18 protein-coding genes and 3 pseudogenes are annotated in these 26,899 nt (G+C 63.4%); 10 read left to right on the forward strand and 11 right to left on the reverse strand.

Annotated features, from left to right (window positions below):
• Window positions 1–5 precede the first annotated feature (5 nt).
• The 3 genes and pseudogenes from ACFXS9_RS36015 to ACFXS9_RS36025 form a co-directional block, all read right to left on the reverse strand.
• Window positions 6–1,382 carry a VWA domain-containing protein gene (locus tag ACFXS9_RS36015; protein ID WP_392697680.1) on the reverse strand — a complete coding sequence of 459 codons (1,377 nt, stop codon included), beginning with the start codon at window positions 1,380–1,382 and terminating at the stop codon, window positions 6–8.
• A 7-nt stretch (window positions 1,383–1,389) separates the two neighbouring features.
• Window positions 1,390–2,336, reverse strand: a pseudogene (locus ACFXS9_RS36020) (AAA family ATPase).
• A 107-nt stretch (window positions 2,337–2,443) separates the two neighbouring features.
• Window positions 2,444–3,079, reverse strand: coding sequence for an HAD-IA family hydrolase (locus tag ACFXS9_RS36025; protein ID WP_392697683.1), 636 nt, complete (start codon window positions 3,077–3,079; stop codon window positions 2,444–2,446).
• A 108-nt stretch (window positions 3,080–3,187) separates the two neighbouring features.
• Between ACFXS9_RS36025 and ACFXS9_RS36030 the strand changes: the two genes are divergently transcribed.
• The gene (locus ACFXS9_RS36030; RefSeq protein ID WP_392697686.1) at window positions 3,188–3,949 is read left to right on the forward strand and encodes a S1 family peptidase; all 762 of its coding nucleotides are present in this window, start codon (window positions 3,188–3,190) and stop codon (window positions 3,947–3,949) included.
• 141 nt (window positions 3,950–4,090) lie between these two features.
• Here the strand turns inward: ACFXS9_RS36030 and ACFXS9_RS36035 are convergent, their stop codons facing one another.
• The 3 genes from ACFXS9_RS36035 to ACFXS9_RS36045 form a co-directional block, all read right to left on the reverse strand.
• Window positions 4,091–6,313, reverse strand: coding sequence for an acetate--CoA ligase family protein (locus tag ACFXS9_RS36035; protein ID WP_392697688.1), 2,223 nt, complete (start codon window positions 6,311–6,313; stop codon window positions 4,091–4,093).
• A 176-nt stretch (window positions 6,314–6,489) separates the two neighbouring features.
• The gene (locus ACFXS9_RS36040) at window positions 6,490–7,068 is read right to left on the reverse strand and encodes a class GN sortase (protein ID WP_392697691.1); all 579 of its coding nucleotides are present in this window, start codon (window positions 7,066–7,068) and stop codon (window positions 6,490–6,492) included.
• Window positions 7,069–7,275: 207 nt separating this feature from the next.
• On the reverse strand, window positions 7,276–9,546 hold the full coding sequence (locus ACFXS9_RS36045) for a marine proteobacterial sortase target protein (protein ID WP_392697694.1): 2,271 nt from the start codon (window positions 9,544–9,546) through the stop codon (window positions 7,276–7,278).
• A gap of 256 nt (window positions 9,547–9,802) precedes the next feature.
• Between ACFXS9_RS36045 and ACFXS9_RS36050 the strand changes: the two genes are divergently transcribed.
• On the forward strand, window positions 9,803–10,567 hold the full coding sequence (locus ACFXS9_RS36050) for a multiprotein-bridging factor 1 family protein (RefSeq protein ID WP_392697697.1): 765 nt from the start codon (window positions 9,803–9,805) through the stop codon (window positions 10,565–10,567).
• Between the two features lie 242 nt (window positions 10,568–10,809).
• Here the strand turns inward: ACFXS9_RS36050 and ACFXS9_RS36055 are convergent.
• Window positions 10,810–12,356: pseudogene (locus ACFXS9_RS36055) on the reverse strand (long-chain fatty acid--CoA ligase).
• Between the two features lie 191 nt (window positions 12,357–12,547).
• On the opposite strand from ACFXS9_RS36055, the gene ACFXS9_RS36060 reads away from it, so the two are divergent.
• The 8 genes and pseudogenes from ACFXS9_RS36060 (at window position 12,548) to ACFXS9_RS36095 (ending at window position 22,906) form a co-directional block, all read left to right on the forward strand.
• Window positions 12,548–13,702 carry an acyl-CoA dehydrogenase family protein gene (locus ACFXS9_RS36060; protein WP_392697699.1) on the forward strand — a complete coding sequence of 385 codons (1,155 nt, stop codon included), beginning with the start codon at window positions 12,548–12,550 and terminating at the stop codon, window positions 13,700–13,702.
• A 135-nt stretch (window positions 13,703–13,837) separates the two neighbouring features.
• A complete protein-coding gene (locus ACFXS9_RS36065) occupies window positions 13,838–14,998 on the forward strand; it encodes an acyl-CoA dehydrogenase family protein (protein WP_392697702.1) in 1,161 nt (386 codons plus the stop codon).
• 252 nt (window positions 14,999–15,250) lie between these two features.
• Window positions 15,251–16,468 carry an ABC transporter substrate-binding protein gene (locus ACFXS9_RS36070; protein WP_392697705.1) on the forward strand — a complete coding sequence of 406 codons (1,218 nt, stop codon included), beginning with the start codon at window positions 15,251–15,253 and terminating at the stop codon, window positions 16,466–16,468.
• A gap of 87 nt (window positions 16,469–16,555) precedes the next feature.
• Window positions 16,556–17,212: a glutathione S-transferase family protein gene (locus ACFXS9_RS36075; protein WP_334372190.1), complete on the forward strand. Its 657-nt coding sequence runs from the start codon at window positions 16,556–16,558 to the stop codon at window positions 17,210–17,212.
• A gap of 193 nt (window positions 17,213–17,405) precedes the next feature.
• Window positions 17,406–18,200, forward strand: a complete 795-nt coding sequence (locus tag ACFXS9_RS36080) for a helix-turn-helix domain-containing protein (protein WP_392697708.1) — start codon at window positions 17,406–17,408, stop codon at window positions 18,198–18,200.
• A gap of 89 nt (window positions 18,201–18,289) precedes the next feature.
• Window positions 18,290–19,156, forward strand: a complete 867-nt coding sequence (locus tag ACFXS9_RS36085; protein WP_392697710.1) for a 3-keto-5-aminohexanoate cleavage protein — start codon at window positions 18,290–18,292, stop codon at window positions 19,154–19,156.
• Window positions 19,157–19,317: 161 nt separating this feature from the next.
• Window positions 19,318–20,933 (forward strand): annotated as a pseudogene (locus ACFXS9_RS36090) (acyl-CoA carboxylase subunit beta).
• Window positions 20,934–20,944: 11 nt separating this feature from the next.
• Window positions 20,945–22,906 (forward strand): acetyl-CoA carboxylase biotin carboxylase subunit, encoded by a 1,962-nt coding sequence (locus ACFXS9_RS36095; RefSeq protein WP_392697713.1) that lies wholly within the window; start codon window positions 20,945–20,947, stop codon window positions 22,904–22,906.
• A gap of 140 nt (window positions 22,907–23,046) precedes the next feature.
• Here the strand turns inward: ACFXS9_RS36095 and ACFXS9_RS36100 are convergent, their stop codons facing one another.
• From ACFXS9_RS36100 to ACFXS9_RS36115, 4 genes are read right to left on the reverse strand one after another with little or no spacing between them, the layout of a single operon-like run.
• Window positions 23,047–24,039, reverse strand: coding sequence for an ABC transporter ATP-binding protein (locus ACFXS9_RS36100; protein ID WP_392697715.1), 993 nt, complete (start codon window positions 24,037–24,039; stop codon window positions 23,047–23,049).
• Window positions 24,036–25,049 carry an ABC transporter ATP-binding protein gene (locus ACFXS9_RS36105; RefSeq protein WP_392697718.1) on the reverse strand — a complete coding sequence of 338 codons (1,014 nt, stop codon included), beginning with the start codon at window positions 25,047–25,049 and terminating at the stop codon, window positions 24,036–24,038. Before ACFXS9_RS36105 ends, ACFXS9_RS36100 begins: the two co-directional genes overlap by 4 nt.
• The gene (locus tag ACFXS9_RS36110) at window positions 25,049–25,942 is read right to left on the reverse strand and encodes an ABC transporter permease (RefSeq protein ID WP_392697721.1); all 894 of its coding nucleotides are present in this window, start codon (window positions 25,940–25,942) and stop codon (window positions 25,049–25,051) included. The genes ACFXS9_RS36105 and ACFXS9_RS36110 overlap by 1 nt, the downstream gene beginning before the upstream one ends.
• 4 nt (window positions 25,943–25,946) lie before the next feature.
• Window positions 25,947–26,894, reverse strand: coding sequence for an ABC transporter permease (locus ACFXS9_RS36115; RefSeq protein WP_057841301.1), 948 nt, complete (start codon window positions 26,892–26,894; stop codon window positions 25,947–25,949).
• Window positions 26,895–26,899 lie beyond the last annotated feature (5 nt).

Raw genomic sequence — 26,899 nt, forward strand, 5'->3', positions numbered from 1 at the left:
GGCGGCTACTGATAGCTCGCCACGATGTCCGACACCGCGCGTTCAAGCTGCTTGGCGGTCGCGCATTGGCGGACCACCGTGCAAAAGGTCGAATAGCGCGGCATTTCGGAATCGCCCCAGCCCCAGGCCATGCGGCCCTCGGGATTGAGCCACACCAGCCGTTTCGAGCGCTCGGCAATTCGACGAAGGATATCCGCGCGCGGATCGAGGTTGTTGCTGCGGGCATCGCCGAGCACGATCACGGTGGTTTGCGGCGTGATCGCGCTCATCCACTCATCCTCAAAGTCAGCAAGCGAACTGCCGTAGTCAGAGGAGCCGAAACCTACCTTGGACATGATCTCGGCCATCGCTTCTTCCGGCGATTTGGATTCCAGGATGTCGCTGACTTCGATGAGGTGTCCTGAAAATGCGAACGAGCGGACGTCGTCCACCACCTCGTGCAGGCTATGGATCAGCAGCAGGAAGAAATCCGAAACCCGCGCCACTGAGCCAGAGACGTCGCACAACGCCACGATCTTCGGCTTGTCGCGATGCCGCCGCTTCCACGCGGTGAGGAAGGGCACGCCGCCCCAGGCAGCGTTGCGGCGGATGGTGCGGCGGACGTCGAGATGGCCGCGGCGCTGGCGCTTGCGCGGCTTGGAATAGCGCTCGCGCAGGCGGCGCGCGATCTGGCGGATCAGATGCCGCATCTGTTCGACCTGCCGCAGTTCGATCCGCGACAGCGGGGCGTTGCGCAGGATCTCGTTGCGCAGGTTTTCCGCTTCCTCGCGGCCGTACAGCATCAGCGCCTGCGAGACCGTGTCGCGCACCGTGCCGCGCAGGCCGTCCAGCGCAGTGGTCAGCCGCTCCGCCAGTGCCGGGTTAGTGGCGGCGAGATTATCAAGGTCGTCGCGCAGGCGCTGGATGCCCATCTGATCGAGAATGCGGCCGGAGAAGATGCCGCGCTGGGTGAAATATCGGATGTCGGACAGCGAGGCCGCGCTCGCCGCGTTGGCAATCGCAGCCGAAAGCTGGTTGCGATCCTGCGCCAGCAGCATTTGCGCGAGTTGGCCGAGACCCTCGGTCTGCTCGTCGCCGCCGCTTGTCTCGCCCGGTGAATCGGATGCCGCGTTGGATGCGTCCGCATCCCGCTCGTTCGGCTTGCCGTCTTCGGGCGGCGATTGCGGCTCGGGCTGATCGAAGAACAGATCGAAGCAATCGCCGAGCGCCTTCTTCTCATCCTGCGTCTTGGCGAGCGTCAGCAGAAACGTGTCGCGCAGGATGGTGCGGTCGGTAAAGCCGACCTTGGAGACGGCCCGCATTGCATCGATGCTTTCCGCCGGCGAGAGCCTGACGCCTGCGCCCCGCGCCGCACGAAAGAAGCGATGCAGGTTCTCGCGCATTAGTCCGTCACCCGAAGACGCCTTGACGCGAGGCCTTGGCGATGAAGGTAGAGACCTGCGGCACGGTGGCCTCGATATCCGCCTCGTATTTCAGGAGAACGTTGAGCGTGTCCTTGACCATCTCCTGGCCGAGCTCGGGCGCCTGCAGCAGTACCAGCACGCGCGCCCAGTCGATGGTTTCGCTCACAGACGGCAGTTTCTTCAGGTCGAGCGTGCGGACCTCGTGGATGAAACTCACCATTTGCTTGCGCAGCGTCTGCGAAATGCCGGGCACCCGGCTCTCGACGATCCGCTCCTCCAGCTTCTGCTCGGGAAAGCCGATGTGCAGATGCAGACAGCGCCGCTTCAGCGCGTCGCCGAGGTCGCGCTCGCTGTTCGAGGTCAGGATCACGGTCGGCGGCGCGACCGCGACCACCGTCCCGAGTTCCGGATCGTGACCTGGAAATCGCTGAGGATTTCCAGCAGCAGCGATTCGAATTCGGCGTCGGATTTGTCGATTTCGTCGATCAGCAATACGCAGCCCGCGGGCTGCTCCAGCGCCTGCAACAACGGCCGCGGTTCGACGAACTCCTTGGAGAAGAACACGTCGCCGAAATCATGAAGCTGGTTCAGCGCCGCTTCCAGCGTCGGCGCGCCGCCGAGCACCTCGCCGAGCTTGTCCTTCAGGATCTGCGTGTACAGAAGCTGCTTGGCGTATTTCCACTCGTAGAGCGCTTTCGCCTCGTCGAGCCCCTCATAGCATTGCAGGCGGATCATCTTCATGCCGCGCCAGGCGGCGATCGCCTTTGCGAGCTCGGTCTTGCCGACGCCGGCCGGGCCTTCGACCAGAATGGGCTTTTCGATCTGCTGCGCCAGATAGACCGCGGTCGCGATCTGGCGGCTCGCAATATAGCCTTGCGCTGCAAGACCGCTTTCCACTGCCTCGATCGAGGCCGAAGGCCTGATATCAGCCACCGGGTGTCAACTCCGAATTCGATGATTTCGGAATGTTCTGCCTGCGTTCACGGCAAAGGACAAGCGCCGTTTCGTCATAACGAGCGCGCAGTTCCGCTATTTTCCGCCTAGCGCAATGCCAGCCCGGTCGCCGCTTCCAGCTCGTCAATCGCCTGCGCCGCACTGACCACCTTGATCGTGGTCATCCCCATCTCGCGCGCCGGCTTCAGATTGACGCCGAGGTCGTCGAGATAGACGCAGTCCTTGGGATCGACCTTGAGCGTCTCCACCATCATCCGGTAGATGCGCGGGTCGGGTTTTCGAAGGCCGATTTTCGCGGATTCGATGACATGGTCGAACAGCGCCATCACTTCGGCGACATAGAGTGTGCGGCCGCTGTGGCTGCCGATAGCGTTGGCGGGCAGGTTGTTGGTGATGCAGCCGGTCTTGAACTTTGCCTTCACGCGCTTCAGCGCCTCGACCATTTCGGGCCGCAGGTCGCCGGACAGTAGCGGCAGCACGTCCTTGCCGCGAACCGCCGCGCCCAGCGCCAGCGATTCGGCCGCAAACAATTCGTCGAAGGCTTCGATATCGACCTCGGCGCGCTCGAATTTTGCCCAGGCATTTTCCAAATGATTGGCGGCGTTGGTGCGCCGGATGATATCGGCCGGCAGCCCGCGCTCGGTCTCGAACCGCGTGAACGCCTCGAATGGCGAGGTGGTGAGCACCCCGCCGAAATCCCAGATCACTGCCTCGATCATCATGTCCTGCCTGAAGTAACGCTCCGGGGAGCGGCTAACACGGATTGATTGCCCGAACCAGCCCGATCGCCGCGCTTGGCGATGCGCGCCGCACAAGCTATTGCTGCGCCGATGAAGATCCAGTCTCGAATGATTGCCGGCCTGGTGCTGCTGCTCTCTGCTCCTGCCCATGCCATTGTCGGCGGTGGTGCGCCGTCCACCGAAGGTGTGGCCCGCTCCATCATCACCATCGTCGGATCGCGCGGTAATTTCTGCACCGGGGCCTTGATTGCGCCAAGGCTGGTGTTGACGGCGGCGCACTGCGTGCAGCCCGGCGCGGAATACAAGATCGTCGAATATGGTGCGGACAGGCAACCCTCGCTGCAGGACGTGAAGAGCATCGCCATTCATCCTGGCTTCAATATGCAGGCGATATCAGGACATCGTGCGACAGCCGACGTCGCGTTGCTGCAACTGGCGGCGCCGCCCAAGGGAAAGACGACGGCCGCGCTCGGATTGCCGAATATCCCGATCAACGTCGGCAGCCGTTTTACGATCGCGGGCATCGGCGTAACCGTCCGCGGCGACGGCAAGAGCGGCGGCACCATCCGCCTCGCCAGCCTGGTCGCGACCGGCAGGCCGGGAACGTTGCAGATCAGGCTGGTCGATCCGGCGGGACAGGGCACGCGTGACGGGCTCGGCGCTTGCACGGGAGATTCCGGCGCGCCGGTGTTCGAGGACAAGCCAAGCGGTCCCGTCATTATCGGCGTGGTGAGCTGGTCGACCGGGCCGAACGGCAGCGCAGGCTGCGGCGGCATGACCGGCGTCACGCCGCTGACGCTGTATCGGGACTGGATTTTGCAGTCCACGCAGAAGTGGGGCGCGGGGTTGTAATTGTTTATGTCGTCCCTGCGAACGCAGGGACCCATACGCTGCGGCCCATCGGCAAGACGACGGAAGCTAGTTGTCTTCGTAACAATTGACGACGGTGGCTATGGGTCCCTGCGTTCGCAGGGACGACAATGAGCCCGCCGCCTAATGCTTCGCTGCCTTATTCGCGGCGGCGTTGTTGAGCACGATCAGGCCATCCACGGCGACGCCGACCTTGCTGTTGATCAAAAACGGATTGACGTCGATCGAGGCGATGCGGTTGCCGGCATCCGCCATCAGGTTCGACAGGCCGACCAGCGCCTTCACGGCGGAAGGCTCGTGCAGCGCCGGCTTGCCGCGATAGCCCTTCATCTTGATGCCGGCCTTGGTCTTGGCGATCAACTGTTTTGCTTCGGCCTCATCCAAGGGTGCACCGGCCAACGCGACGTCTTTCATCAGTTCGATATCAACGCCGCCGGTGCCGAACAGCACCACGGGACCCATCTCGGCGTCGAGCGAGGCGCCGACCACGAGTTCGAGATCGGCCTTGACCTGCTGCGCGATCAGAATGCCCTCGAGCTTCGGCTTGCTCTTGATCTTCTTCACCCGCGCGGTGATGTCGTTGAACGCCTTCTTCACTTCGGCCGCGCTGTTGAGGTTCAGCACCACGCCGCCGATGTCGGACTTATGCAGGATGTCGGCGCTGACCACCTTAGCCACCACGGGGAAGCCGATCTTCTTGGCGATCTTGACAGCTTCCGCCGCGTTCTGCGCAATCTCTTCCTTCGAAACCGGGATGCCGTAGGCCTTTAGCAGTTTCTTCGACGCGACCTCGTCCAGCGCGGCGGCGCCATTGGCGGCCTTGAGCGTCTTCTCCAGCATTGCGCGCGCGGAAGCTTTCGAGCTCGAGACGATATCGGGCACCTCCTTGCGTAAGGACGCATATTCGATCAGCGACTTGATCGCGCCGACCGCACGGTCGAGGCCCTGCATCACAGCGACGTTCGGCAGCGACTTGCGCAGGGCCTTGGTGAACTCGGTGAAGCCGATCGACATCGCGCTGATATAGACCACGGGCTTGTTGGCGGCGCCCGCCATCTCGTTGACGAGGCGCAGGTTGCGCTCGCGCAATTCATGCGGCGCCTTCGGCAGTTCGGCATCGATGATGACGATGTCGGTGTCGGGATCGTCGATCATGATCTTGATCGACTTGATGTAGACGGAGGGGTCGACCACGGCGGCAAAGCCGGCATCGAGCGGATTGCCGACGATGCTGCCGGGCCCGAGCATTTGCGCCAGTTGCTCTGTTGCATTCGCGCTGAGCGGGGCGAAATTCATGCCTGCCGAATAGAACGCGTCGATCAACAGGCCGCGCTTGCCGCCGGAGAGCGATACCGCGGCGAGCCGGTTGCCCTTGGGCGGATCGGCATGGACGAAACATTCGGTGGTCTCGATCAGCTCGTCCAATCCGCGGACGCGGATCACGCCTTCGCGGGTCGAGATCGCATCGAAAGTTTCGATCGAGCCGGCGAGCGCGCCGGTATGCGCCATCGCGGCGGCGCGGCCGCCTTCGGAGGCGCCAAGCTTGAGCGCGATGACCGGCTTGCCGGCAGCCCGCGCGGCCTTGCAGGCTTCGCGGAACACTTTTGTGTTCCGGACACCTTCGAGATAGACGACGATGACGCGGATCGAGGGATCGGCGGCAAAATAGGCCATCAGGTCCGGCGTCTCGAGCCCGGTCTCGTTGCCGGTCGTCACCATATAGCCGACGCCGACGCCGCGATCTTCGAGCGTCTGGCGAATGGCCATCACGATCGCGCCGGATTGGCCGACAATCGCTACCGGTCCAGCCTCCATCGTGACGATACGATCGTCGATATTGGTGAACAGTTTTTCGCCTGCGCTCAGATTGCCGAGGCAGTTCGGCCCGGTGACCGCAAGGCCGGTTTCGCGCACGGCCTCTTTCAATTCAACCGCCAACCGCTGGCTTTCCTCGTCCTGCAACTCGCTGAAGCCTGATGTAACGATGGTGGCGGAGCGGGCGCCGGCGGCCGCGGCATCGCGGATCACCTGCACCGCGAAGCGCGCCGGCACCAGCACCAGCACGTGATCGGGCTTTTCGGGCAGGCTTGCAAAATCCTTATAGCAGGGCACGCCCCAGATCGTTTCGCGCTTGGCGTTGACTGGAAACAGTCCGCCTTCGTAACCGTACTTGATCAGATTGTTCCAGATGCGCTCGGCATAGTTGCCGGGCTTGTCGGTAGCGCCGACAAGCACGATGTTGCGCGGGTGCAGCATCGCATGGATACCCTTGACGATGTCGCTGGCGTCAGGCGATGGCGACCATTTTTCGACCGTGTGCGATGCGGTGCTTGCCTGAGCGTCCATGGATATCCCTAACTCTGTTGTTCTTGGTTGTTTCTTGGCCGCGGCGATCGGGAACGATCGTTTTGCCATGATTTTCTTTTGATTAGGACCTTTTTATTGAGCCCTAGCGAGGGTGGCAACACGCGTTGCGCGATGAGCGCCATTCGCGCCGCGCAAGATTTCCCGGCTCACAGAATTCAGTGCGTATCTGATACGGGTCCGATCATCGTGGCGTGCACAAGATAGCGCTCTGGCCCCTGTGTCAGCGCGTCCAACGGCCAGCAGGTGGACAATATCAGTTTATGCCCGCCCGCGAGCGGATCAATGCCGGAGGCATCGAAGCGCGCGACCGAGGTCGTATCCACCCGATAGCGGAACGTCCGGCCGTCACGTCTTGTGACGTCGATTTCGTCACCGACAATGACGTTCTTCAGGAAGGAAAAATGCGTATCGCGATGCGCCGAATAGACGGCGACGCCACGTTCGCCTGCGTCGGGTGTCTGTTCGACGTGACCCGGGCCGAAGGCGAGCGCCTGACCGCTGCTGCCTGCGAGCACGATGGCGCGGGCACCGAGCCGCTTCACCTCGATACGCGCAACCGGCCAGGTGTCGGCCCACGACCATGGCTTCGTCTCGCGCCCGGTTGTGATGGTTTCCTCGAAGGCGCGCTCCAGCAGGACCTGTGCGAGCAGCGCCTTGGCGTGGATGTACGCGCCCTGGCCGAACAGGATCAGGCCGATGAGTGCGAGAAGCAGAGGGAGAACGAAGCGGAGCATTTTGGTTCTGCCGTCATTGCGAGGAGAGAAGCGACGAAGCAATCCATAGCGCCACACGATGAAAGACTGGATTGCTTCGCTGCGCTCGCAATGACGGTCTTGGCTGTTTGAGAAACAAAGCGGCGCGCGCGGCTCTGGGGGGACGGGTGGAAGCCGCGCGCGCTCTGGAAAGAGGAGGTCGGGGGTCCCTCCTCCTTTCAGCCGACGTCAACGCAGTGACATCTGACGTCGATTGAACACCAAGACGATCAGGCTGAACGTGAGCAGGATCACGCCCGCAATCATCTTCAGCTCGGCGTCGGTCGCCGTCCTCGGCAGCGTGACCGTGCTGGGCGCTTGGGTGGCGACGGGCTGGGCCCGCTTCAGCGCCGCGATCTGGACCCGCGCCTCCTCCGTATCCGCGCGCCGTTCCATCGGCATTGCGGGGGCGCGTGGGCGCTCGCCGAACACTTTTTCAAAATCCCAACCCTCCGGCAGGTTGATCGGCAGCTCCGAGACCTTGAGCGGCTCGCCTTGCGGACGGCTCGGCGTCTTGTCGACTGCGACCAGGCTGGTCAGCCGTGTGACGAGTTGATGCTCGAGCGCCAGCGCCAGAATCGTCTTATCCGCATCTTCCGGGGTCGCCTGCCGCGTGGTGCGTGCGACTTCGGCGTCCGCGATCTTGCGGCGTGCCCAGAGTTTCGAGAGCCCCTTGCCTTCAGCCGCATCCGCCAGCGGGAGGGTGACGATCCAGGGGCGGTCGCCGATACGCCCCTTGATCTCGATGGAGCCGGCGAGCTTGTCGAGCTTTGCCGCGAGCACCAGTGGCTCGTCGCGGTAGACGTCGGGAATCGCGGCCGGCGTCATGTCGGCACTGGTTTCGGAGAATTTTGCGACCAGATTGGTCACCGCGGGATTCTCCAGCTTGGCGAACAGCCCGCGCATGCGCTCTTCGACCTGCTCGACCGAGCCGATATGGGTGAAGGTGCCACGGCCGAGTTCGGCGGCGCGCGTCATCAGGTAGGTGTTCGGCGCCGAGCCGATGCCGACCATGAAGACACGCGAGCGGCCACGCAGCGCGCTGATGGTTTCGAACAATTGCTGCTCGTTGCCGATGGCGCCGTCGGTGAGGAATACGACCTGACGGACGTAGTTGGCATCGCCGGCCTTGTCGGACAGCGCCGCGCGCATCGCGGGCACCATTTCGGTGCCGCCATTGGCTTGCAGTGCGCCGACGAAAGAGGTGGCCCGGCCGATATGCTCGCTGTCGGCCGGCGCGGCTGACGGAAACAACAGATCCATGGTGTGGTCGAAGCGGATCACGTTGAAGCGGTCGTTCGGCTGCAGGCGGCCGAGCGCGTAGATGAGGCTCGCTTTGGCCTGGATGATCGAGACGCCGCCCATCGAACCGGAATTGTCGATCACGAAGATGACCTCGCGCGGCAGCGGCTTCTGCTGCTGTTCGACCGACGGCGGCGTGACGAAGGCGAGCAGGTAATCGCTGTCGCCGACACGCTCGCGGAACAATCCAACCGAGGGCGCCGTCTCGGCCACGGGCTTCCAGGTCAGTTCGAAATCGCGATCCGCCGGCACCGGGCCTTCGGCCAATCGAAGAATGCTCGTATTCGCGTCCGGCTTCTCGGTCTTGATCGCGTGATGGTGGCTCTTGATCTCACCGAGCGGGAAGCCGGCCTGCAGCCGCACGGTGATACGGGTCGGGTTGACCGGCGCGTTGGTCGCGGGGTCGAGCACTTCGGGCGAGATGCGGTCGCGATCCGGAACCGGATCGGACTTGGTCGCCCCCCAGCCGCCGCCGTCCGGCTTGAAATCGACGCTTTGCACGACGGGCGCTGGATTGTAGCGCGGGGCCACCACCATCGGCACGCGCAGCGAGAACGCGTCGCCGGATTGTTGCACCGGCTCCTGATACTCGATCTGCACCAGCACGGTTTCGCCGGGGCCGATATTGGCGACCGAGTTGGTGAAGATGTTCGGGCGCTCCTGTTCGGTCAGCGCCGCTTTCTGCCCGTTCTGCTTCGCCTGTTCGTAGATGGTCTTCGCCTGCTGCCGCTCCTTGATGTCGCCGACCACCACGCGGTCGCCGATCACCATCTTCAGCGAATCGACCGCGCCGCCGGCCGGCAGCGGGTAGACATAGATCGCCTCGACCCAGTCTTTCGAAGTGTTGCGGAAAACCTGGGTGATGCGGGCGCGGACGGTGGGGCCCGACACGGTGAGATCGACATCGATGCCGAGCCGCGCAGCGTCGGCATATCCCTCGTCGATCTTGAGAAGCAGCGAGCCGGCGCGCGCATCGCCCGGCTTGAGGAAATTGGATTGCAGGCGCTCTGCCGACCAGACCGGCCCAAAACTCAAAAATAATGCCGCAAACCCGACCAGGATTACGGCAACGCCCTGCATCACAAAGAATAGCACCAGCCTGACCAGGCTGGGCTGTTCGCTCCGTTTGTCAGCCTCAATTTCATCGCATGTCGTCATGTCGCTCTCTCCCGAACGGCGATTTTGCCGCGTGAGAGGGTGTGGAATTCAGCGATTTGGCGCGAGCGGAACGATCGGCAATGTTTGGCCATTGGCCGGCGCGGCACGCCACGGTCGGGGCGGCTTTGTGCGGGTTTGTGATGGATTGTGCGTCTGGTACACTGAGCATGATCCCGACCCGAAGGGCCGCGTTGGAGCAAAGTGGGTACCGGTTTTCGGAAAAAGATCATGCCAAAGGAGGCAAGCAGGGGTGACGATGCCAGCGCCGGACAAGCAGCTTTCCGCCGAACAAAGCCGGCAGATTGCCGACACGATTCGTGAGGAGATCGCCCGCCGCCGCATCTCCCGGCAGTCTCTGGCAGAGCTTGCAAAACTCAGCCTTTCGACGCTGGAAAAAGTGCTGGGTGGCCGCCGCCCGTTCACCCTCGCCACCACCGTCCGGCTCGAGCAGGCGCTCGGCGTTTCCCTGCGCAAGACGCCGGAGGCGCCAGTGCCTGTGGTAGCCATCAACGGCGAGGTCGCGCCCGATGGCTTGGGTGCCTATTCGCGCCGTGCGGTCGCCTGGATCGAGGGAACCTATGTCACGGTGCGTCCTTCGTTCGGCGACAAGGACGCGATCTTTGCCTACCGCACCGAAATTACATGGGACGATGCGGCGTCTTCCCTGGTGTTTCATGAGAGCGAACGGCAGGACGCGGCGTTCACTCAGTTCGGCGAAGTGGCGGTGCCGAACCAGTCCGGCCACATCTACCTGGTCACCAACCGGCACGGCCAGCATCGCCTGATCACGGTGGCGCGGTTGGCGATTTCGGGCGAGATGTACGGCATCATCACGACGCTGCTCGCCGGCCGCGGCTCATTGTTGACGCCCATCGCGGCCCCAATCGCCTATCTGCCGATCAAGATGGTCGCGAACCCGACCTTTGGCCGCGTGTCTGCCGATGACCCCAGTTACGCGCAATACCGCCAGCATCTGCGGCGAACGACGGAAGAACCCTTCGCGATGTTCCTGCCGGGGTAACCCTCTCCATTTGTTCCGCCGTCATCGTCCGCCTTCGCAATTGCGCACTGGGGCGGACGATCCAGTACGCCGCGGCTTCACGGCTCGATCACTACGGCTCAATCACTGCAGCCAGTGTTTACTGGATGCCCCGCCGGAGCCTGTCATCCGGCCGGCCGAAGGCCGGACCGGGTGCGACTTGCTACTTTGCATGGGCTTGTTTTCCATATTTCGCGGGGCATGACGATGTGGGCGCGGCAAAGTCACGAAGCCAGCTTGTCGGTCGCTTTCGGCGCGTTGAACTGCTGTCGCAGCGTCGGCTTGTGATCTTGCCCGTCGCGTTGCGAGGCAGCGCATCGACGAACTCGATCAACCTGGGACATTTGAACCGCGCCAGATTGGCCGCGCAATGGGCGTGAATTTCGGCGGGCGTCAGCGTATGGCCCGGCTTGACCGCCACGATCGCCATGCCGACCTCGCCCCACTGCTCATTGGGAATGCCGATGACGGCAGCTTCGGCAATGCCTGCGAGCTGATGCAGCACGCTCTCGACTTCGGCCGGATAGACGTTCTCGCCGCCGGAAATGTACATGTCCTTCCAGCGGTCGACGATGTAGTAAAAGCCTTCCTCGTCGACGCGCGTGGCGTCACCGGTGTGCAGCCAGCCGTCGGTGAAGGATGATTGATTGGCGTCCGGCCGGTTCCAGTAGCCGGGCGTGACGTTCGGCCCCCTGACCCAGAGCTCGCCGAGCTCGCCGACATCCGCATCCGTCCCGTCGGGACGGACGATCCGTACTTCCGTATGCAGCACCGGCTTGCCGGACGAGCCGGCCTTGCGCGCGGCGTCTTCGCGGTCGAGCGCCAGCACGGCCGGCGACGTCTCGGTCATGCCATAGCCCTGCTGCAGGGCGACGCCGCGCTCTTCCCACACTTTCAGGAGCGACACCGGCATCGGCGCGCCACCGACGCCGCCGATCACCAGGCGGCTGAAATCGGCCGTCGCGAACGAAGGATGCTGCGCCATGAACTGATAGATCGCCGGCACGCCGAAGAAGTGCGTAATACCGTATGATGGGTCGCTGATCAGTTGCAGCGCCTGGCCTGGATCGAACGCGCGCATGATCAGCACGGTGCCGCCGGCATGCAGCACCGGATTGGTATAGCAATTGAGCCCACCCGTATGGAACAGCGGCAGCACGGTGAGCAGAACGGTCGACGGCGAGACATAGGCGGGGCCGCCGAGATTGACGCAATTCCAGAACGTCATGCCATGGGTGATGATCGCGCCCTTGGGCAGGCCCGTCGTGCCCGAGGTGTACATGATGGTCGAGATGTCGTCGTGCGTGACGCTTTCGAACCGGTCGAGCGGTTTGGATGCCGCGATCGCCGCTTCATAGGAGCCGCCGGGGCCAAGCAGCAGCGCCGATGAAACGTTGCAGAGCTTCGCGACCGTCAGCGCGACTTCCGCAAGATCCGTGTCATGGACCATCACCTTCGGCGAAGAATCGCCGACGATGAACTGCAATTCGGGAACCGTAAGCCGCGTATTCAAGGGCAGGAAGACCGCGCCTAACCGGCCGCAGGCGAACTGCACTTCGAGCGTATCGGTGGTGTTCAGTGCCAGCACGGCGACGCGGTCGCCGCGCTTGACGCCGAGCGCATCGCGCAGATGCGTGGCAAGACGCGAAATGCGGACATCGAACTCTGCGTAGGAGAGGCGGCGGTCACTGGCGAGGTCGATGGCTACGATCTTATCCGGCGTGCGGCGGCCGAAATGGGCGATCCAGTCGTAATAACGAACCGAGGGCATACTTCCTCCAGGGCAGGGCGGCCTTGCGCCGTTCGATACCGGCGATCTTATCTCGTTTTATCTGATGAAGCCGGCATATCGGTGTAATGTCTTGCGTTGTGTGGCTGGCCGCATCGCCAGGTAGGCCGCAGCCGCTCAACGCAAGTTTGCGCAGGCCAAATCGGGGCATCGTAATCCTTGCGGAGGAAAGCATGCTGGAGCGCACGAGGGTGCAAAGCCCGTTCTATACGGCGGATCACGAGGCGTTCCGCGACGTGATGCGCCGCTTCGTGGCGCGAGAGATCGAGCCCTATGCCCATGAATGGGACGAAGCCGGCGAATTTCCGCGCGAGCTCTATCGCAAGGCGTCCGAAATCGGGCTGCTTGGGCTCGGCTTTCCGGAAGAATATGGCGGCGTGGCCGCAGACCAGTTCATGAAGATCGTGGCGTCGCAGGAGTTGGCGCGCGCCGGTGCGGGCGGGGTCAGCTCCAGCCTGATGAGCCACACCATCGGCTCGCCGCCGATTGCGCGCGCCGCGCAGCCCGAGGTCAAGGCGAGGGTGTTGCCGCAGGTGCTGTCGGGCGAGAAGATTTCGGCGCTCGCGATCACCGAGCCGAGCGGCGGCTCCGACGTCGCCAATCTGCGCACCAAGGCGCGGCGCGACGGCGACCATTATCTCGTCAGCGGGGAGAAGACCTTTATTACGTCGGGCATGCGGGCCGACTATTTGACGGTCGCCGTGCGCACCGGCGGCGAGGGACCGAGCGGCGTCAGCCTGCTGTTGATCGAAGGTGATACGCCCGGCCTGTCGCGGACGAAACTGAAGAAGATGGGCTGGTGGGCGTCGGATACGGCAACCCTGCATTTCGACGAGTGCCGCGTTCCGGCCGAGAACCTGATCGGCGAGGAGGGGCAGGGCTTCAAGCTCATCATGCAGAATTTCAACAGCGAGCGCATGGGCATGGCGGCGAGCTGCACGGCCTATGCCGGTGTCTGCGTCGAGGAGGCGATCGCGTATGCCAAGGAGCGCAAGACCTTCGGCAAGCCGATTGCGCAGCACCAGGTGATCCGTCACAAGATCGTCGACATGGCGCAGAAGGTCGCGGCCTCGCAGGCGATGCTGGAAATGTTGGCGTGGCGGCTCGGACAGGGCGAGAGCCCGGTCGCCGAAATCTGCATGATGAAGAACCAGGCGACCCAAACCATGGCGTTCTGCGCCTCCGAGGCTGTCCAGATTTTCGGCGGTGCCGGCTTCATGCGCGGCGTCAAGGTCGAGCGCATCTATCGCGAGGTCAAGGTCAACGCCATCGGCGGCGGCACCGAGGAGATCATGAAGGATCTCGCCTCAAGGCAGATGGGGTTGTGACGCGCCGTCATTCCGGGCGCGCGTGAGCGCGAACCCGGAATCCAGAAGTTGATGAACCGATCGAGATTCTCAGGTGCGCAATTGCGCACCATAGTTCGATGCTGCGCATCGCCCCGGAATGACAAGGGATAAAAAATGCTCTTCACCGCCGACCACGACGAACCCCGCCGTATCCTGCAAAAATTCATCGCCGCAGAAATCAATCCCTTTGTTGACGAATGGGAGAAGAACGACATTTTCCCGGCGCATGAATTGTTCAAGAAGCTCGGCGACCTCGGCTTTCTCGGCCTCAACAAGCCCGCCGAGTTCGGCGGCCAGGGACTCGATTATTCCTACGCGCTGATGATGGCCGAAGAGCTCGGTGCCATCACCTGCGGCGGCGTGCCGATGGCGATCGGGGTGCAGACCGATATGGCGACGCCGGCGCTGGCGCGGTTCGGTTCTGATGAGGTGCGCCGTGAGTTTCTAGCGCCGGCGATTGCCGGCGATGCGGTGGCCTGCGTCGGCGTCTCGGAGCCGGGCGCCGGTTCTGACGTCGCCTCGATCAAGACGAGTGCGCGCTCCGACGGCGACGATTACGTCATCAACGGCGGCAAGATGTGGATCACCAACGGCGTGCAGGCCGACTGGATCTGCCTGCTCGCCAACACCAGCGACGGCCAGGTCCATCGCAACAAGTCACTGATCTGCGTGCCGATGAAGACCAAGGGCGTGCAGGTGGCGCGCAAGCTCGACAAGATGGGCATGCGCTCGTCCGACACCGCCCAAATCTTCTTCGACAACGTCCGGGTGCCCAAGCGCAACCGGATCGGCGAAGAGGGCAAGGGCTTTACCTACCAGATGGTGCAGTTTCAGGAGGAGCGGCTGTGGGGCGCCGCGGCCTGCCTGAAGGCGCATGAATTCATCATATCAGAGACGATCGAATACACCCGCAACCGCAAGGCGTTCGGAAAGTCGATCCTCGACAACCAAACCGTCCATTTCAAGCTGGCGGAGATGCAGACCGAGGTCGAACTGTTGCGCGCGCTGGTCTACCGCGCCGCCGAGGCGTTGATCGCGGGCGAGGACGTGACGCGGCTTGCCACCATGGCCAAGCTCAAGGCAGGGCGGCTGGGGCGCGAACTCACTGATGCCTGCCTGCAATTCTGGGGCGGCATGGGGTTCATGAACGAGACGCCCGTCAGCCGGGCCTATCGCGACAGCCGCCTGACATCGATCGGCGGCGGCGCCGACGAGGTGATGCTGACGGTGTTATGCAAGATGATGGGCACGCTGCCCGGCATGAAACAGAAATAGCGGCGAAACGCGATTGGCCATTCAGGCACACGGCGGTGGCGGCACCAGCAATGACTTCGGCCTGGTCGCGGCCTACACCACCGCGCGTTTACTGCGCCTGCGTTCGGGTGTGCCATCGCGCTTCAGTAATCCGCGCCCAAGCTGCGACAGGGCAACCAGCGCTTAGACGCAAGACCCGGAACGTGGTCCTCCTACACTTTATCCAACGCCTGCGCAAAGCAGCCGAGATTCAACATAGTCTGGGAGGAAGGCATGACCTCGCTCAACCGTCGTACGCTACTTGCTGGTTCGGCGGCGGCAGGTGCTGTGGCGCTTGCGGGCCCTTCTCGTGCCGAAGACACTCCCGGCGTTACCGCTACCGAGATCAAGATCGGTTGCACCACTTCGCTGAGTGGTCCGGTGTCGGCGTTGGGAACGATCGCGAAATGCTCGGACGCTTATTTCCGCATGATAAACGATCAGGGCGGCATCGCCGGCCGCAAGATCAACTTCATCTACTATGACGATGCATTCAATCCGGCGAAAACCGTCGAGCAAACCAGAAAGCTGATCGAAAGCGACGATGTCGCCTTTCTGTTTTCGATGCTCGGCACGGCGCCGAACTCCGCCGTGGTCAAGTACGTCAACTCGAAGAAGGTGCCGCATCTGTTCCTGTCGGTGAACGGCGACAAATGGGGCGATTACCGGAACTATCCCTGGACCATGGGCTTTGCGCCGAGTTCACGAACCGAGGCGCAGATTTTTGCTAAATACGCGCTGAGCCAGAAGCCCGATGCGAAGTTTGCCTTGCTCTACCAGAACGACGACCTCGGCAAGGATTTCGTCAACGGCCTGCGCGACGTGCTGGGGCCGCGCTACGATTCCATGGTGAAGGCGGTGTCCTACGAAGTCACCGATCCGACGATCGATTCCCAAGTCGTCGCACTACGCGCCTGCAACGCCGATGTTCTGATCTCGGGCGTCACGGCGAAGTTTGCGGCACAGTCGATCCGGAAGGTCTTCGAACTCGACTGGAAACCAATGCATTTTGTTACCAGCGGCGCTGCCTCGGTGGCCTCGACCATCATGCCGGTCGGGCCCGAGCGCGCGGTCGGAGTTATCACCTCGGTGTACATCAAGGATCCGTCCGATCCGGCGTGGGCGGAAGATTCCGCGATCAAGGACTACTTGAAGTTCATGGCGAAGTATTACAGCGAAGGGAATCCGAAGGAGTTCCTCAACGCGTATGGGTATACGGTCACATCAGTGCTGCGCGTATTGCTGGAGCAGTGCAAGGGGAATTTCAGCCGCGACAGCATCATGCGCGAGGCGAACAGCCTCAGGAACGTCGAGGTCCCGACCCTGTTGCCGGGCGTGCGTGTTAACACCAGCGCTACCAACCACCATCCGTTGCGTCAGATGCAGTTGCAGCGCTGGGACGGAAAAGGCTATGTCCGGTTTGGCAATATCATCGAGGGAGCAGATCTCTGATGCGGCACGCGCCGAACGCATAAGAATGTCGTTGCGGACGGCCTGCCGGCGTTCCAGACTGCCAATCAAGAAAAGAGGGAACGCCTGATGATCACGCTCTATCACTGCGACGGCGCGCGCTCGTTCCGCCCGCTCTGGATGCTGGAAGAGATGGGCTTGCCCTACGAGTTGAAGATGCTGCCGTTCCCGCCGCGCGTGCTCGCCAAGGAATATCTCGCGATCAATCCGCTCGGGACCATTCCGTTCATGATCGACGGCGAGACCAAGATGACGGAGTCGTCCGGCATCTGTTACTATCTCGGCACCAAATACGGACCGACGCCGCTGGTGGTAGGGCAGGATGACCCGGCCTATGGCGCCTTCCTGAACTGGATGTATTTCAGCGACGCCACGCTGACCTTTCCGCAAACGCTGGTGCTGAGATACAGCCAACTCGAGCCGGAGGAACGGCGGAACCCGCAAGTTGCCGGCGATTACGCCAAATGGTTCCTGGGCCGGCTGCGCGCGGTCGAGGCAGCGACCGCCAATGCCGAAAACCTGTGCGCCGGCCGCTTCACCGCGGCCGATATCGTTAACGGCTATGCGTTGCGGCTGGCCGGCAATATCGGCCTGGACAAGGATTTCGGGCCGAATGTCAGGGCCTATTGGGCCCGGTTGCAGGAGCGCGAGGGTTATCAGCGCGCGGTTGCGGCGGAGCGCAAGGCGGGCATCGAGCAAAACGTCGCGCCGCGCGTTCGGGCTTGATGGGGTGTGTGTCATTCCGGGGCGCGCAGCGAACCCGGAATCTCGAAATTCTCAGGGGCGCAAGGGGCACCCCGTAGTTCGATGCTTCGCATCGCCCCGGACTGACGGCCCCTTCTCTCGGTGACAGCCCACGAATTTCCGCTATGGTTGACCCCATCGCAGCGGCCAGAGAGCCGCGCGAGGAGGACGAGCCATGGACGATACCGGCCACAAATCCGGCCATCTGATGCTGATCACCCCGGAACGCGTGTTCTACGCCGGCCTGCTCGGTCGGCCCCGGCAACGCTGCTCGGGCGCCTTCAACATCTATGTCGCGATCGAGGGCGGTCTCTGGCTCACCACGGCCGATGGCCACGAAACGCGTAGCGACATGCTCGCTCTGTTGCCGAACGTCAGGCATACCATCGCGAGCGATCATCGCTCGGTGCTCAGCGTCGTCATCGAACCGGAGAGCGTTCGTCCCGGCGTGCTCGACGATCTCGTGATGCGCCTCGCGGGGCCTGAGGGCGCGGCTTTCGCCAGCCGCATTCGGGCCGCCTATCGTGAACTGCGCGAGCATCACGCGCGCAATGAGTTTTCCAGCGCCGAACTCGATCGCCTGTGCCTTGGTGAAGTCTTGCCGCAACGTGAGCTCGATCCACGCGTGGCACACGCGATCGTGCACATCGGAAAATTCTCCGGCGAGCCGGTGACGGCGGCAAGCTGCGCCGCGGAGGCGGGATTATCGCCGTCGCGCTTTCTGCATCTCTTCAAAGAGCAGACCGGGATATCCTTCCGCTCGTTCCGCGCCTGGAAGCGCGCGCGGCATTTGCTGCATTTCGCCAACCAGGACATCAACCTTGCGCATCTCGCGCAGGATATCGGCTATCCCGATTCCACACATTTCAGCCATTCGATCCGCCGCTTCTACGGGCTGAAGCCGCGCGCAATCTTTTCCGGCTCGCGCGATCTCGCGATCTACAGCCACCGCCACGCGAGCGCCGGATAGCGGGTGGACGCAAGAAGCCGGCTGATGCGGCACGCATGATCGCGCTGGATGTTCGCGATCTCTCGCGTCCCGTTTTCGAAGGTTGATCCATGGGCGACAAGGCCGTCATTACCTGCGCGCTGAACGGCGTGTTGACCGATCCGAAGCAGCACAACGTGCCTGTGACGCCGGAGCAGATGGCGCGTGAGGCCAAGGCCGCCTTCAACGCCGGCGCCAGCATCATGCACATCCATCTGCGCCGGCAGGAGCCGAACAAGGGCCATCTGCCGTCCTGGGATGTCAGCGTCTCCAAGGAGATCCAGCAGGCGATCCGCGAGGCCTGCCCCGGCGTCATCATCAATCACACGACAGGCACGTCGGGTCCGAAATATCAGGGTGCGCTCGACTGCGTGCGCGAGACCCGACCCGAGATCGCGGCCTGCAACGCGGGTTCGCTGAACTATCTCAAGGTGAAGTCCGACAACACCTGGGCCTGGCCGCCGATGATGTTCGATAATGCGGTCGAGAAGGTGCAGGATTATCTCGACGTGATGAGGGAAGCGGGCACGATTCCGGAGTTCGAATGTTTCGACGTCGGCATTGTGCGCTGTGTCGGCATGTACGTGCAGACCGGCATGTATTCCGGCCCACTCGAATATAATTTCGTGATGGGCGTGGCGTCAGGCATGCCGGCGGATCCGGAGTTGCTGCCGATCCTGCTCAAGCTGAAACTGCCGGCAGCACATTGGCAGGTCACCGCGATCGGCCGCGACGAAATTTGGCCGTTGCATCAGCGCTGCGCCGATCTCGGCGGGCATTTGCGCACCGGGCTGGAGGATACATTTTACCTCGCCGACGGCACCAAGGTGACCTCGAACGGGCAATTGATCGAAGCCGCCGCCGCCTGCGCACGGCGTGCGGGCCGCGAGATCGCGAGCCCCGCCGAAGCGCGGCAGATACTCGGGACGAGGCATTAGTGCCGTCATTGCGAGCGAAGCGAAGCAATTCATCGCGCCATCCGGCAAAGTATGGATTGCTCTGTCGCGGAGTTTATCATCGGGCCGGCCGAAGGCCGGATCCGCTGGCTCCTTGCGCAAACGCTTCGCGTTTGTCGCAGGCAATGACGGATGGAGAGTTTATGGCTGTAATTGAATCCACCATCTCCCCCTCCAGCGCCGCCTACAAGGCCAATTGCGACGGCATGCTGGCGCTGATCGGGCGCATGCGCTCGCTGGAAGATCGCACGCGCGCAGCATCGGCCGCAGCCAAAGACCGCTTCCACAAGCGCGGGCAATTGCTGCCGCGCGAGCGTGTGGCGCTGGTGCTCGACCCGGGCTCGTCGTTCATCGAACTGTCGACGCTCGCCGGCTACATGTTCGATGTGCCGGATGCGGAGAAGAGCGTTCCCGGCGGCGGCGTGATCGCGGGTATCGGCTTCGTCTCCGGCATCCGCTGCATGGTCAGCGCCAATGATTCCGGCATCGACGCCGGCGCGCTGCAGCCGTTCGGCCTCGACAAGACGCTGCGGCTGCAGGAACTGGCGCTGGAAAACAAGCTGCCTTACGTGCAACTGGTTGAAAGCGCCGGCGCCAATCTGCTGCGTTACCGCGTCGAGGATTTTATCCGCGGCGGCAACATCTTTCGCAATCTCGCGCGGCTGTCGGCCGGGGGCTGCCCGTTGTAACGGTGACGCATGGATCGTCAACGGCCGGCGGCGCCTACCAGACCGGGCTATCCGATTACATCGTCATGGTCCGCGGCCGCACCCGCGCATTCCTGGCCGGGCCGCCGCTCTTGAAGGCGGCGACGGGTGAGATCGCAACCGAGGAGGAACTCGGCGGCGCCGAGATGCATACCTCCATTTCAGGCCTCGGCGATTATCTGGCCGAGGATGACCGCGACGCGCTGCGCATCGCGCGCGACATCATGGCCAACCTGGAATGGGATCGGCCGAAGCCTGCGGCATTGTCCTTTAAGCCGCCACGCTATGACGCCGAGGAACTGCTCGGCATCATGCCGATGGACCACAAGCGTCCCGTCGATATGCGCCAGGCCATCGCGCGCTTTGTCGACGATTCCGATTTCACCGAGTTCGGCGCGAATTACGGCCCGGCGACGGTCTGTGGCCACGCCCGCATCGAAGGACAGGCGATCGGGATCATCACCAACAACGGCCCGCTCGATGTGCCCGGCGCCAACAAGGCGACGCATTTCATCCAGGCCTGCTGCCAGTCGCGCACGCCGCTGCTCTACATGAACAACACCACCGGCTATATGGTCGGCAAGGCCTACGAAGAGGCCGGCATGATCAAGCACGGCTCCAAGATGATCCAGGCGGTGACGTCGGCGACCGTGCCGCAGATCACGATCTATTGTGGGGCGTCGTTCGGAGCCGGCAATTACGGCATGTGCGGGCGCGGTTTCCACCCGCGCTTCTGCTTCTCGTGGCCGAATGCCAAGACCGCCGTGATGGGCGGCGAGCAGGCCGCCGAAACCATGGCGATCGTGACCGAGGCTGCGGCGGCGCGGCGAGGCAAGCCGATCGAGAAGGAAAAGCTGGAGGCGATGAAGGCGCAGATCACGGGCGTGTTCGATGGCCAGATGGACGTGTTCTCGACCAGCGCGCGGGTGCTGGACGACGGCGTGATTGATCCCCGCGATACCCGCAGCGTGCTTGCGGAAGTGCTGGCGATCTGCCGTGAGGCCGAAGCCCGCACGCCGCAGCGCATGCAATTCTCGGTCGCCCGGCCATGAGCAGGATCGAGATGAAGCGAACGCCATTCTTCAAGGTTCTCGTCGCCAACCGCGGCGAGATCGCGCTGCGGGTCATGCGCACCGCGCGCCGCCTCGGCTATGGCGTCGTGGCCGTTTACTCCGACGCCGACCGCGACGCGCTGCATGTCCGTGAGGCGGACCAGGCGGTGCGGATCGGGGAGGCGCTGCCGGCGCAGTCTTATCTGCGGATCGACGCGATCATCGCCGCAGCCAAAGCCAGCGGGGCCGGCGCCGTGCATCCGGGCTACGGGTTCCTCGCCGAGAACGAGGATTTTGCGCAGGCCTGCCGCGATGCCGGGCTGGTCTTCATCGGGCCGTCGCCGGAGGCGATCCGGGCGATGGGCAACAAGGCTGGCGCCAAAGACATCATGGCAAAGGCAGGCGTTCCTGTCGTGCCTGGCTATCAGGGCGCAGACCAGAGCGACGCAGTGATGCTGGCGAAGGCCAGGAAGATCGGCTTCCCCGTGATGATCAAGGCGGTTGCTGGCGGTGGCGGGCGCGGCATGCGGCTGGTCGAAGACGCCGCGGCATTTCCGGATGCGCTGCGCAGCGCAAGGTCGGAGGCGCAGGGCGCGTTCGGTGATCCCACGGTGATCCTGGAGCGCGCGATCGTCGATCCCCGCCACATCGAGATTCAAGTATTCGGCGATCGCTACGGCAATGCCATTCATCTCGGAGAGCGCGATTGCTCGGTGCAGCGCCGGCACCAAAAGCTGATCGAGGAGGCGCCGTCGCCGAAAGTGACGCCGGAATTGCGGGCGCGCATGGGCGCCGTCGCGGTCGCTGCCGTCAAATCGATCGGCTATGAGGGCGCGGGTACGCTGGAATTCCTGCTCGATCCGTCCGGCGAGTTTTATTTCATGGAAATGAACACGCGCCTGCAGGTCGAGCATCCCGTCACCGAAGCGATTACCGGGCTCGATCTGGTCGAACTGCAATTGCGCATTGCGGCCGGCCAGCCGCTCGGGCTCAAGCAGGAAGACGTCAAATTCTCCGGCCACGCCATCGAAGTGCGGTTGTGCTCGGAGGACGCGGACCATGACTTCATGCCGCAATCGGGGCGAATGGAGCTATGGCAGATGCCCGACGGCATCCGCGTCGAGCACGCGCTGCAATCGGGCTCTGAGATTCCGCCATTCTACGACTCGATGATCGCCAAGATCATCAGCCATGGCGCCGACCGCAACGAGGCCCGCGGGCGGCTGATTTGCGGGCTTGAACAGACTGCCGCATTCGGCATCACCACCAATCAGGGATTCCTGATTTCCTGCCTGCGCCATCCTGCCTTTGCGAAGGGCGATGCGACCACGGCCTTCATTGGCAATCACCGCGACGAATTGCTGGCGCCGTGTGTGAAGGGTAAGGCGGAAGCTGCGCTGGCGGCGTTACTGCTTTACGTCACCAATCCGCATGCGCCGCCCTGGCGCAGCGGACGCAGTCTGGCGGCGACGTTCCCGCTGACGATGCGGATCGACCTTGGCCACGGTGCGTTCGAGGTTGATATCGTTCGGAACCGCGACGGAAGTTATGTCGCCGGCCTCGATGGCGACGAGCGCCGTTTCGAGATCGATGAACTTGGCCCCGATACGATCCGCTTTCGTGCCGACGGCATAATGGAATCAGCGAGATTCCTGCGCGACGACGGTCGTCTGTACATCCTGCATCGCGGAGCCTCGATTGTCGCCCGCGATCTGACGCTGGCTGCACCGGCCTCCGCTGCGGCGGCGGACGGCGACGGCAAGGTGCGCGCGACGATGAACGGCCGCGTCGTGGCGGTGCTGGTCAAGCCCGGCGAGCAGGTTGCCGTCGGCCAGCCGGTGATGACGCTGGAAGCGATGAAGATGGAGCACGTGCACATGGCCGGTGTCGCGGGTACGGTTTCGTCGATCGATGTCACCGAGGGCGAGCAGGTGACGACGGGGCGGATCGTCGTGGAGATTGCGGCGGCGTGACAAAAATCTCTGTCGTCCCGGGCTTGACCCGGGACCTATAACCACGAATGTTCGATTTGTGCGAAGTTGGGGCGATAACTTTCGTTCATAAGTAGCAGCGGTGGTTATGGGTCCCTGCGTTCGCAGGGACGACGATAGACTTACTCCGGTCGCCCCGTGCCGTCGTTCAGCCAGCACGCTACCTGATGTCCTTCGCCAGCTTCCACCAGCGCCGGCCGCTCCACCTTGCAGCGGTCCATGACGTAGCGGCAACGGGTGTGGAAGGCGCAGCCTGAAGGTGGATTGATCGGGCTCGGGACGTCGCCGTCGACCATGGGCGCAAGGCGCTTCGCCTTGGGATCAGCGACCGGGACTGACGCCAGCAGCGCCTGCGTATATGGATGCCGCGGGTTCGCGAACAATTCCGACTTGTCCGCAATCTCGACAATGCGTCCGAGATACATCACGGCGACGCGATGGCTGATATGGGCGACGACGGCGAGATCATGCGCTATGAACAGGTAGGAAAAATCGTTATTGCGCTGCAGTTCGATCAACAGGTTGATCACCTGCGCCTGGATCGAGACGTCGAGCGCCGAGACCGGCTCGTCGCACACGATCAGGCTCGGCCCGAGCGACAGTGCCCGCGCGATGCAGATGCGTTGCCGCTGGCCGCCGGAGAATTGGTGCGGGTAGTTCTTCATCTGATCGGGCCGCAATCCCACCTGCGCGAACAGTTCCGCGACGCGTTCCTGCTGCGCGCGACCGGTTGCCAGCCCATGCACGGCGAGCGGCTCGCCGACGATATCGCCCGCGGTCATGCGCGGATTGAGCGAGGCGAACGGATCCTGGAATACGATCTGCATGGAGCGACGGTGCGGCCGCATCTCGGCCTTGCTGAGCCCGGTGATGTCGGTGCCGTTCAGCTTGATGGCGCCGCTGGACGGCTCCACCAGCCGCAGCACGGCGCGGGCGACCGTCGATTTTCCGCAGCCGGATTCGCCGACCAGCCCGAGCGTCTCGCCCTTGCCGACCGAGAAGCTGACGCCGTCGACCGCATGCACGGTGCCGACGCGCCGGCGCAGGACGCCGCCGCGCACCGCGTAATGCTTGACGAGGTCAGTGACTTCAAGGAGGGGGCGTTGGTCGCTCATGGCGCGCCTACCAATTCGGTTGCGCGCCAGCACGCCGCCAGATGATTGGCATCGACTTCCTGCAGCGGTGGATATTCGGCGCGGCATCGGTCCACGGCAAGGCGGCAGCGCGGCGCAAAGGCGCAGCCCGGCGGCAGGTTGGTCAGCGACGGCACCATGCCGGGAATCTCGTTCAGCCGCGCATCGGTCTTGGCACCGAACGAAATCACCGCCGGCATCGAGGCCATCAGCCCGCGCGTGTAGGGATGCTTTGGATTTTCGAACAGGTCCTCTACGGTCGCTTCCTCGACCTTCTTGCCGGCATACATCACGATGACGCGTTGCGCGGTCTGCGCGACGACGCCGAGATCGTGCGTGATCAAGATCAAGCCGGTGCCGAGCCTCTTTTGCAGGTCGACGATCAGCGCCAGGATCTGCGCCTGGATCGTCACGTCGAGCGCGGTGGTCGGCTCGTCCGCGATCAACAGCGCCGGCCGGCACGCCAGGGCCATCGCGATCATCGCGCGCTGCCGCATGCCGCCGGACAATTGATGCGGATATTCGTGCGCGCGCCGGTCCGGTTCGGGAATGCGGACCAGGCGGAGCATCTCGACCGCCTTGGCCCAAGCCTCCTTCGCGGTCATCTCCTGGTGCAGGCGGAGCACCTCGGTGATCTGGTCGCCGATCCGCATCACCGGATTGAGCGAGGTCATCGGCTCCTGAAAGATCATCGAGATCCGGTTGCCGCGGATGTCGCGCATCTCGGCCTCGTCGAGGCTGAGCAGATCGGTGCCTTCCAGCGTCACCGAGCCGCCGACCACGCGGCCCGGCGGGTCCGGCACCAGCCGCATTACCGAAAGCGCGGTCACGCTTTTGCCGCAGCCGGATTCGCCGACGATCGCGAGCGTCTCGCCGCGGCGCACGGTGAACGAGACGTCGTCGACCGCGCGGAACAGCCCGGAATTGGTGAAGAACACCGTCTTCAGGTTCTTCACATCGAGAATAGTGTCGTCCTTGCGCGCCCCGCTCATCAGCCGCGTTGCCTCGGATCGAGGATGTCGCGGAGCGCGTCGCCGAACAGATTGGTACCGAATACCGCAAGTGAGATGGCGACGCCCGGGAAAATCACCAGCCACGGCGCAGTGCGAACATATTCAGCAGCCGATTCCGACAGCATGCGGCCCCACGACGGATAGGGCTCGGGAATGCCGAGTCCAAGGAACGACAGCGAAGCCTCGGTGAGGATGGTGGAGCCGAGTTGCGCGGTCGCCAGCACGATCAAGGGCGCGAGCGTGTTCGGCAGCACGTGGCGGAGCGCAATGCGGGTCTCGCTCATGCCGATCGATTTTGCGGCCTCGACGAAGGGCTGCTCGCGCAGCGCCAGCGTATTGGCGCGGATCACACGGGCGACGGTGGGGATCAACGGGATAGCAATCGCGATGATCACGTTCGGCAGCGAGGGACCGAGCGCCGCCGTCATCACCAGCGCCAGCACCAGCAAGGGCAGGGCCTGCAGGATGTCGGTGACGCGCTGGAACAGCAGATCGACCCAGCCGGACAGATAGCCGGATACGAGGCCGACAATGACGCCGATCGACGATCCGAGCGCGGTGGCGCCGATACCGACGGCGAGCGAAATGCGCGCGCCGTGAATGATCCGGCTCCAGACGTCACGGCCGAATGAATCGGTTCCCATCCAGTGCGCCGCGCTGGGTGCCGCCAGCCGCTGCGCCGAATCGACGCTGAGCGGGTCATAGCGGGCGATCAGGTCGGCCGAGATCGCCATCCAGACGAACATCAGCATGATGACAAGGCCGATCGTGCCGAGCAGATAACGCTGCGCCAGGAACACCAGCCGGCGCCAGCCATGCGTCGAATGGGCGCCGGCCCGCCTCAACTCGCTTTCGAAGTTAATCGTGGTCACGCGGCTAGTCCCCATACCGGATGCGCGGGTCGATCGCGGCGTAAAGCATGTCGACGGTGAAGTTCGCGACCACCACGACCACGGCGATCAGCATCACGAGATTCTGCACGATCGGGTAATCGCGCCAGCGCAACGCCTCGACCAGGAAGCGGGCCACGCCTGGAATATTGAACACAGTTTCGGTGACGATCAGCCCGCCGATCAGGAACGCCGCCTCGATGCCGATCACGGTGATAACAGGGAGAATCGCGTTCTTCAGCGCGTGACGATAATTGACCGAAGCCTCGGACGCGCCCTTGGCTCGCGCGGTGCGGATGTAATCCTGCCGCAGAATTTCGAGCATCGAGGAGCGCGTGATGCGCATGGTCAGCGCGGCGCTGCGAAACCCGACCGCCATCGCCGGCACGGCATAGATCGCGAACGCCTCCGTCCAGGTTGCCGGGTTCGGATTGTAGATCGGCATGTGGCCGAACAGCGAAACCGAGGCCATCAGGATCAACAGCCCGAGCCAGAACGAAGGCAGCGAGAGGCCGCTCAGGCTGACGACACGGAGGGTATAATCCAGCCGCGAGCCTTGGTGGACTGCGCTGAGAACGCCCAAGGGAATGCCGATCGAGGCCGAGAACAACAGCGCCAGCGCCGCCAGCCGGGCGGTGATCGGAATGCGCGGCAGGATCTCCTGCAGCGCCGGCTTTTCCGAGACGTAGGAATAGCCGAGATCGCCGTGCAGCAGCCCGCCGATCCAGTTCAGATATTGCTGGTAGATCGGCAGATTGAGGCCGAGTTCCTTTTCCAGGTTGGCCTTGTCGGTGGGATCGACGAAGCCGGCGGCGTCGAACAGGATGTCGACGATGTTGCCGGGGACGACCCGCAGCAACACGAAGATGATGATCGATATCCCGATCAGGGTCACGAGCATCAAGGCGAGGCGTCGCACGATATAAGCAAACACCCGGC

The sequence above is a fragment of the Bradyrhizobium sp. RDI18 genome (genome assembly GCF_043203335.1).
GTDB classification, from domain to species: Bacteria; Pseudomonadota; Alphaproteobacteria; order Rhizobiales; family Xanthobacteraceae; genus Bradyrhizobium; species Bradyrhizobium retamae.

Bases quoted from the DNA above. Each gene is read 5' to 3' on its own strand.
- ACFXS9_RS36015 (WP_392697680.1), bottom strand. From the start codon at position 1,382: ATGCGCGAGAACCTGCATCGCTTCTTTCGTGCGGCGCGGGGCGCAGGC.
- ACFXS9_RS36025 (WP_392697683.1), bottom strand. From the start codon at position 3,079: ATGATGATCGAGGCAGTGATCTGGGATTTCGGCGGGGTGCTCACCACC.
- ACFXS9_RS36030 (WP_392697686.1), top strand. From the start codon at position 3,188: ATGAAGATCCAGTCTCGAATGATTGCCGGCCTGGTGCTGCTGCTCTCT.
- ACFXS9_RS36035 (WP_392697688.1), bottom strand. From the start codon at position 6,313: ATGGACGCTCAGGCAAGCACCGCATCGCACACGGTCGAAAAATGGTCG.
- ACFXS9_RS36040 (WP_392697691.1), bottom strand. From the start codon at position 7,068: ATGCTCCGCTTCGTTCTCCCTCTGCTTCTCGCACTCATCGGCCTGATC.
- ACFXS9_RS36045 (WP_392697694.1), bottom strand. From the start codon at position 9,546: ATGACGACATGCGATGAAATTGAGGCTGACAAACGGAGCGAACAGCCC.
- ACFXS9_RS36050 (WP_392697697.1), top strand. From the start codon at position 9,803: ATGCCAGCGCCGGACAAGCAGCTTTCCGCCGAACAAAGCCGGCAGATT.
- ACFXS9_RS36060 (WP_392697699.1), top strand. From the start codon at position 12,548: ATGCTGGAGCGCACGAGGGTGCAAAGCCCGTTCTATACGGCGGATCAC.
- ACFXS9_RS36065 (WP_392697702.1), top strand. From the start codon at position 13,838: ATGCTCTTCACCGCCGACCACGACGAACCCCGCCGTATCCTGCAAAAA.
- ACFXS9_RS36070 (WP_392697705.1), top strand. From the start codon at position 15,251: ATGACCTCGCTCAACCGTCGTACGCTACTTGCTGGTTCGGCGGCGGCA.
- ACFXS9_RS36075 (WP_334372190.1), top strand. From the start codon at position 16,556: ATGATCACGCTCTATCACTGCGACGGCGCGCGCTCGTTCCGCCCGCTC.
- ACFXS9_RS36080 (WP_392697708.1), top strand. From the start codon at position 17,406: ATGGACGATACCGGCCACAAATCCGGCCATCTGATGCTGATCACCCCG.
- ACFXS9_RS36085 (WP_392697710.1), top strand. From the start codon at position 18,290: ATGGGCGACAAGGCCGTCATTACCTGCGCGCTGAACGGCGTGTTGACC.
- ACFXS9_RS36095 (WP_392697713.1), top strand. From the start codon at position 20,945: ATGAAGCGAACGCCATTCTTCAAGGTTCTCGTCGCCAACCGCGGCGAG.
- ACFXS9_RS36100 (WP_392697715.1), bottom strand. From the start codon at position 24,039: ATGAGCGACCAACGCCCCCTCCTTGAAGTCACTGACCTCGTCAAGCAT.
- ACFXS9_RS36105 (WP_392697718.1), bottom strand. From the start codon at position 25,049: ATGAGCGGGGCGCGCAAGGACGACACTATTCTCGATGTGAAGAACCTG.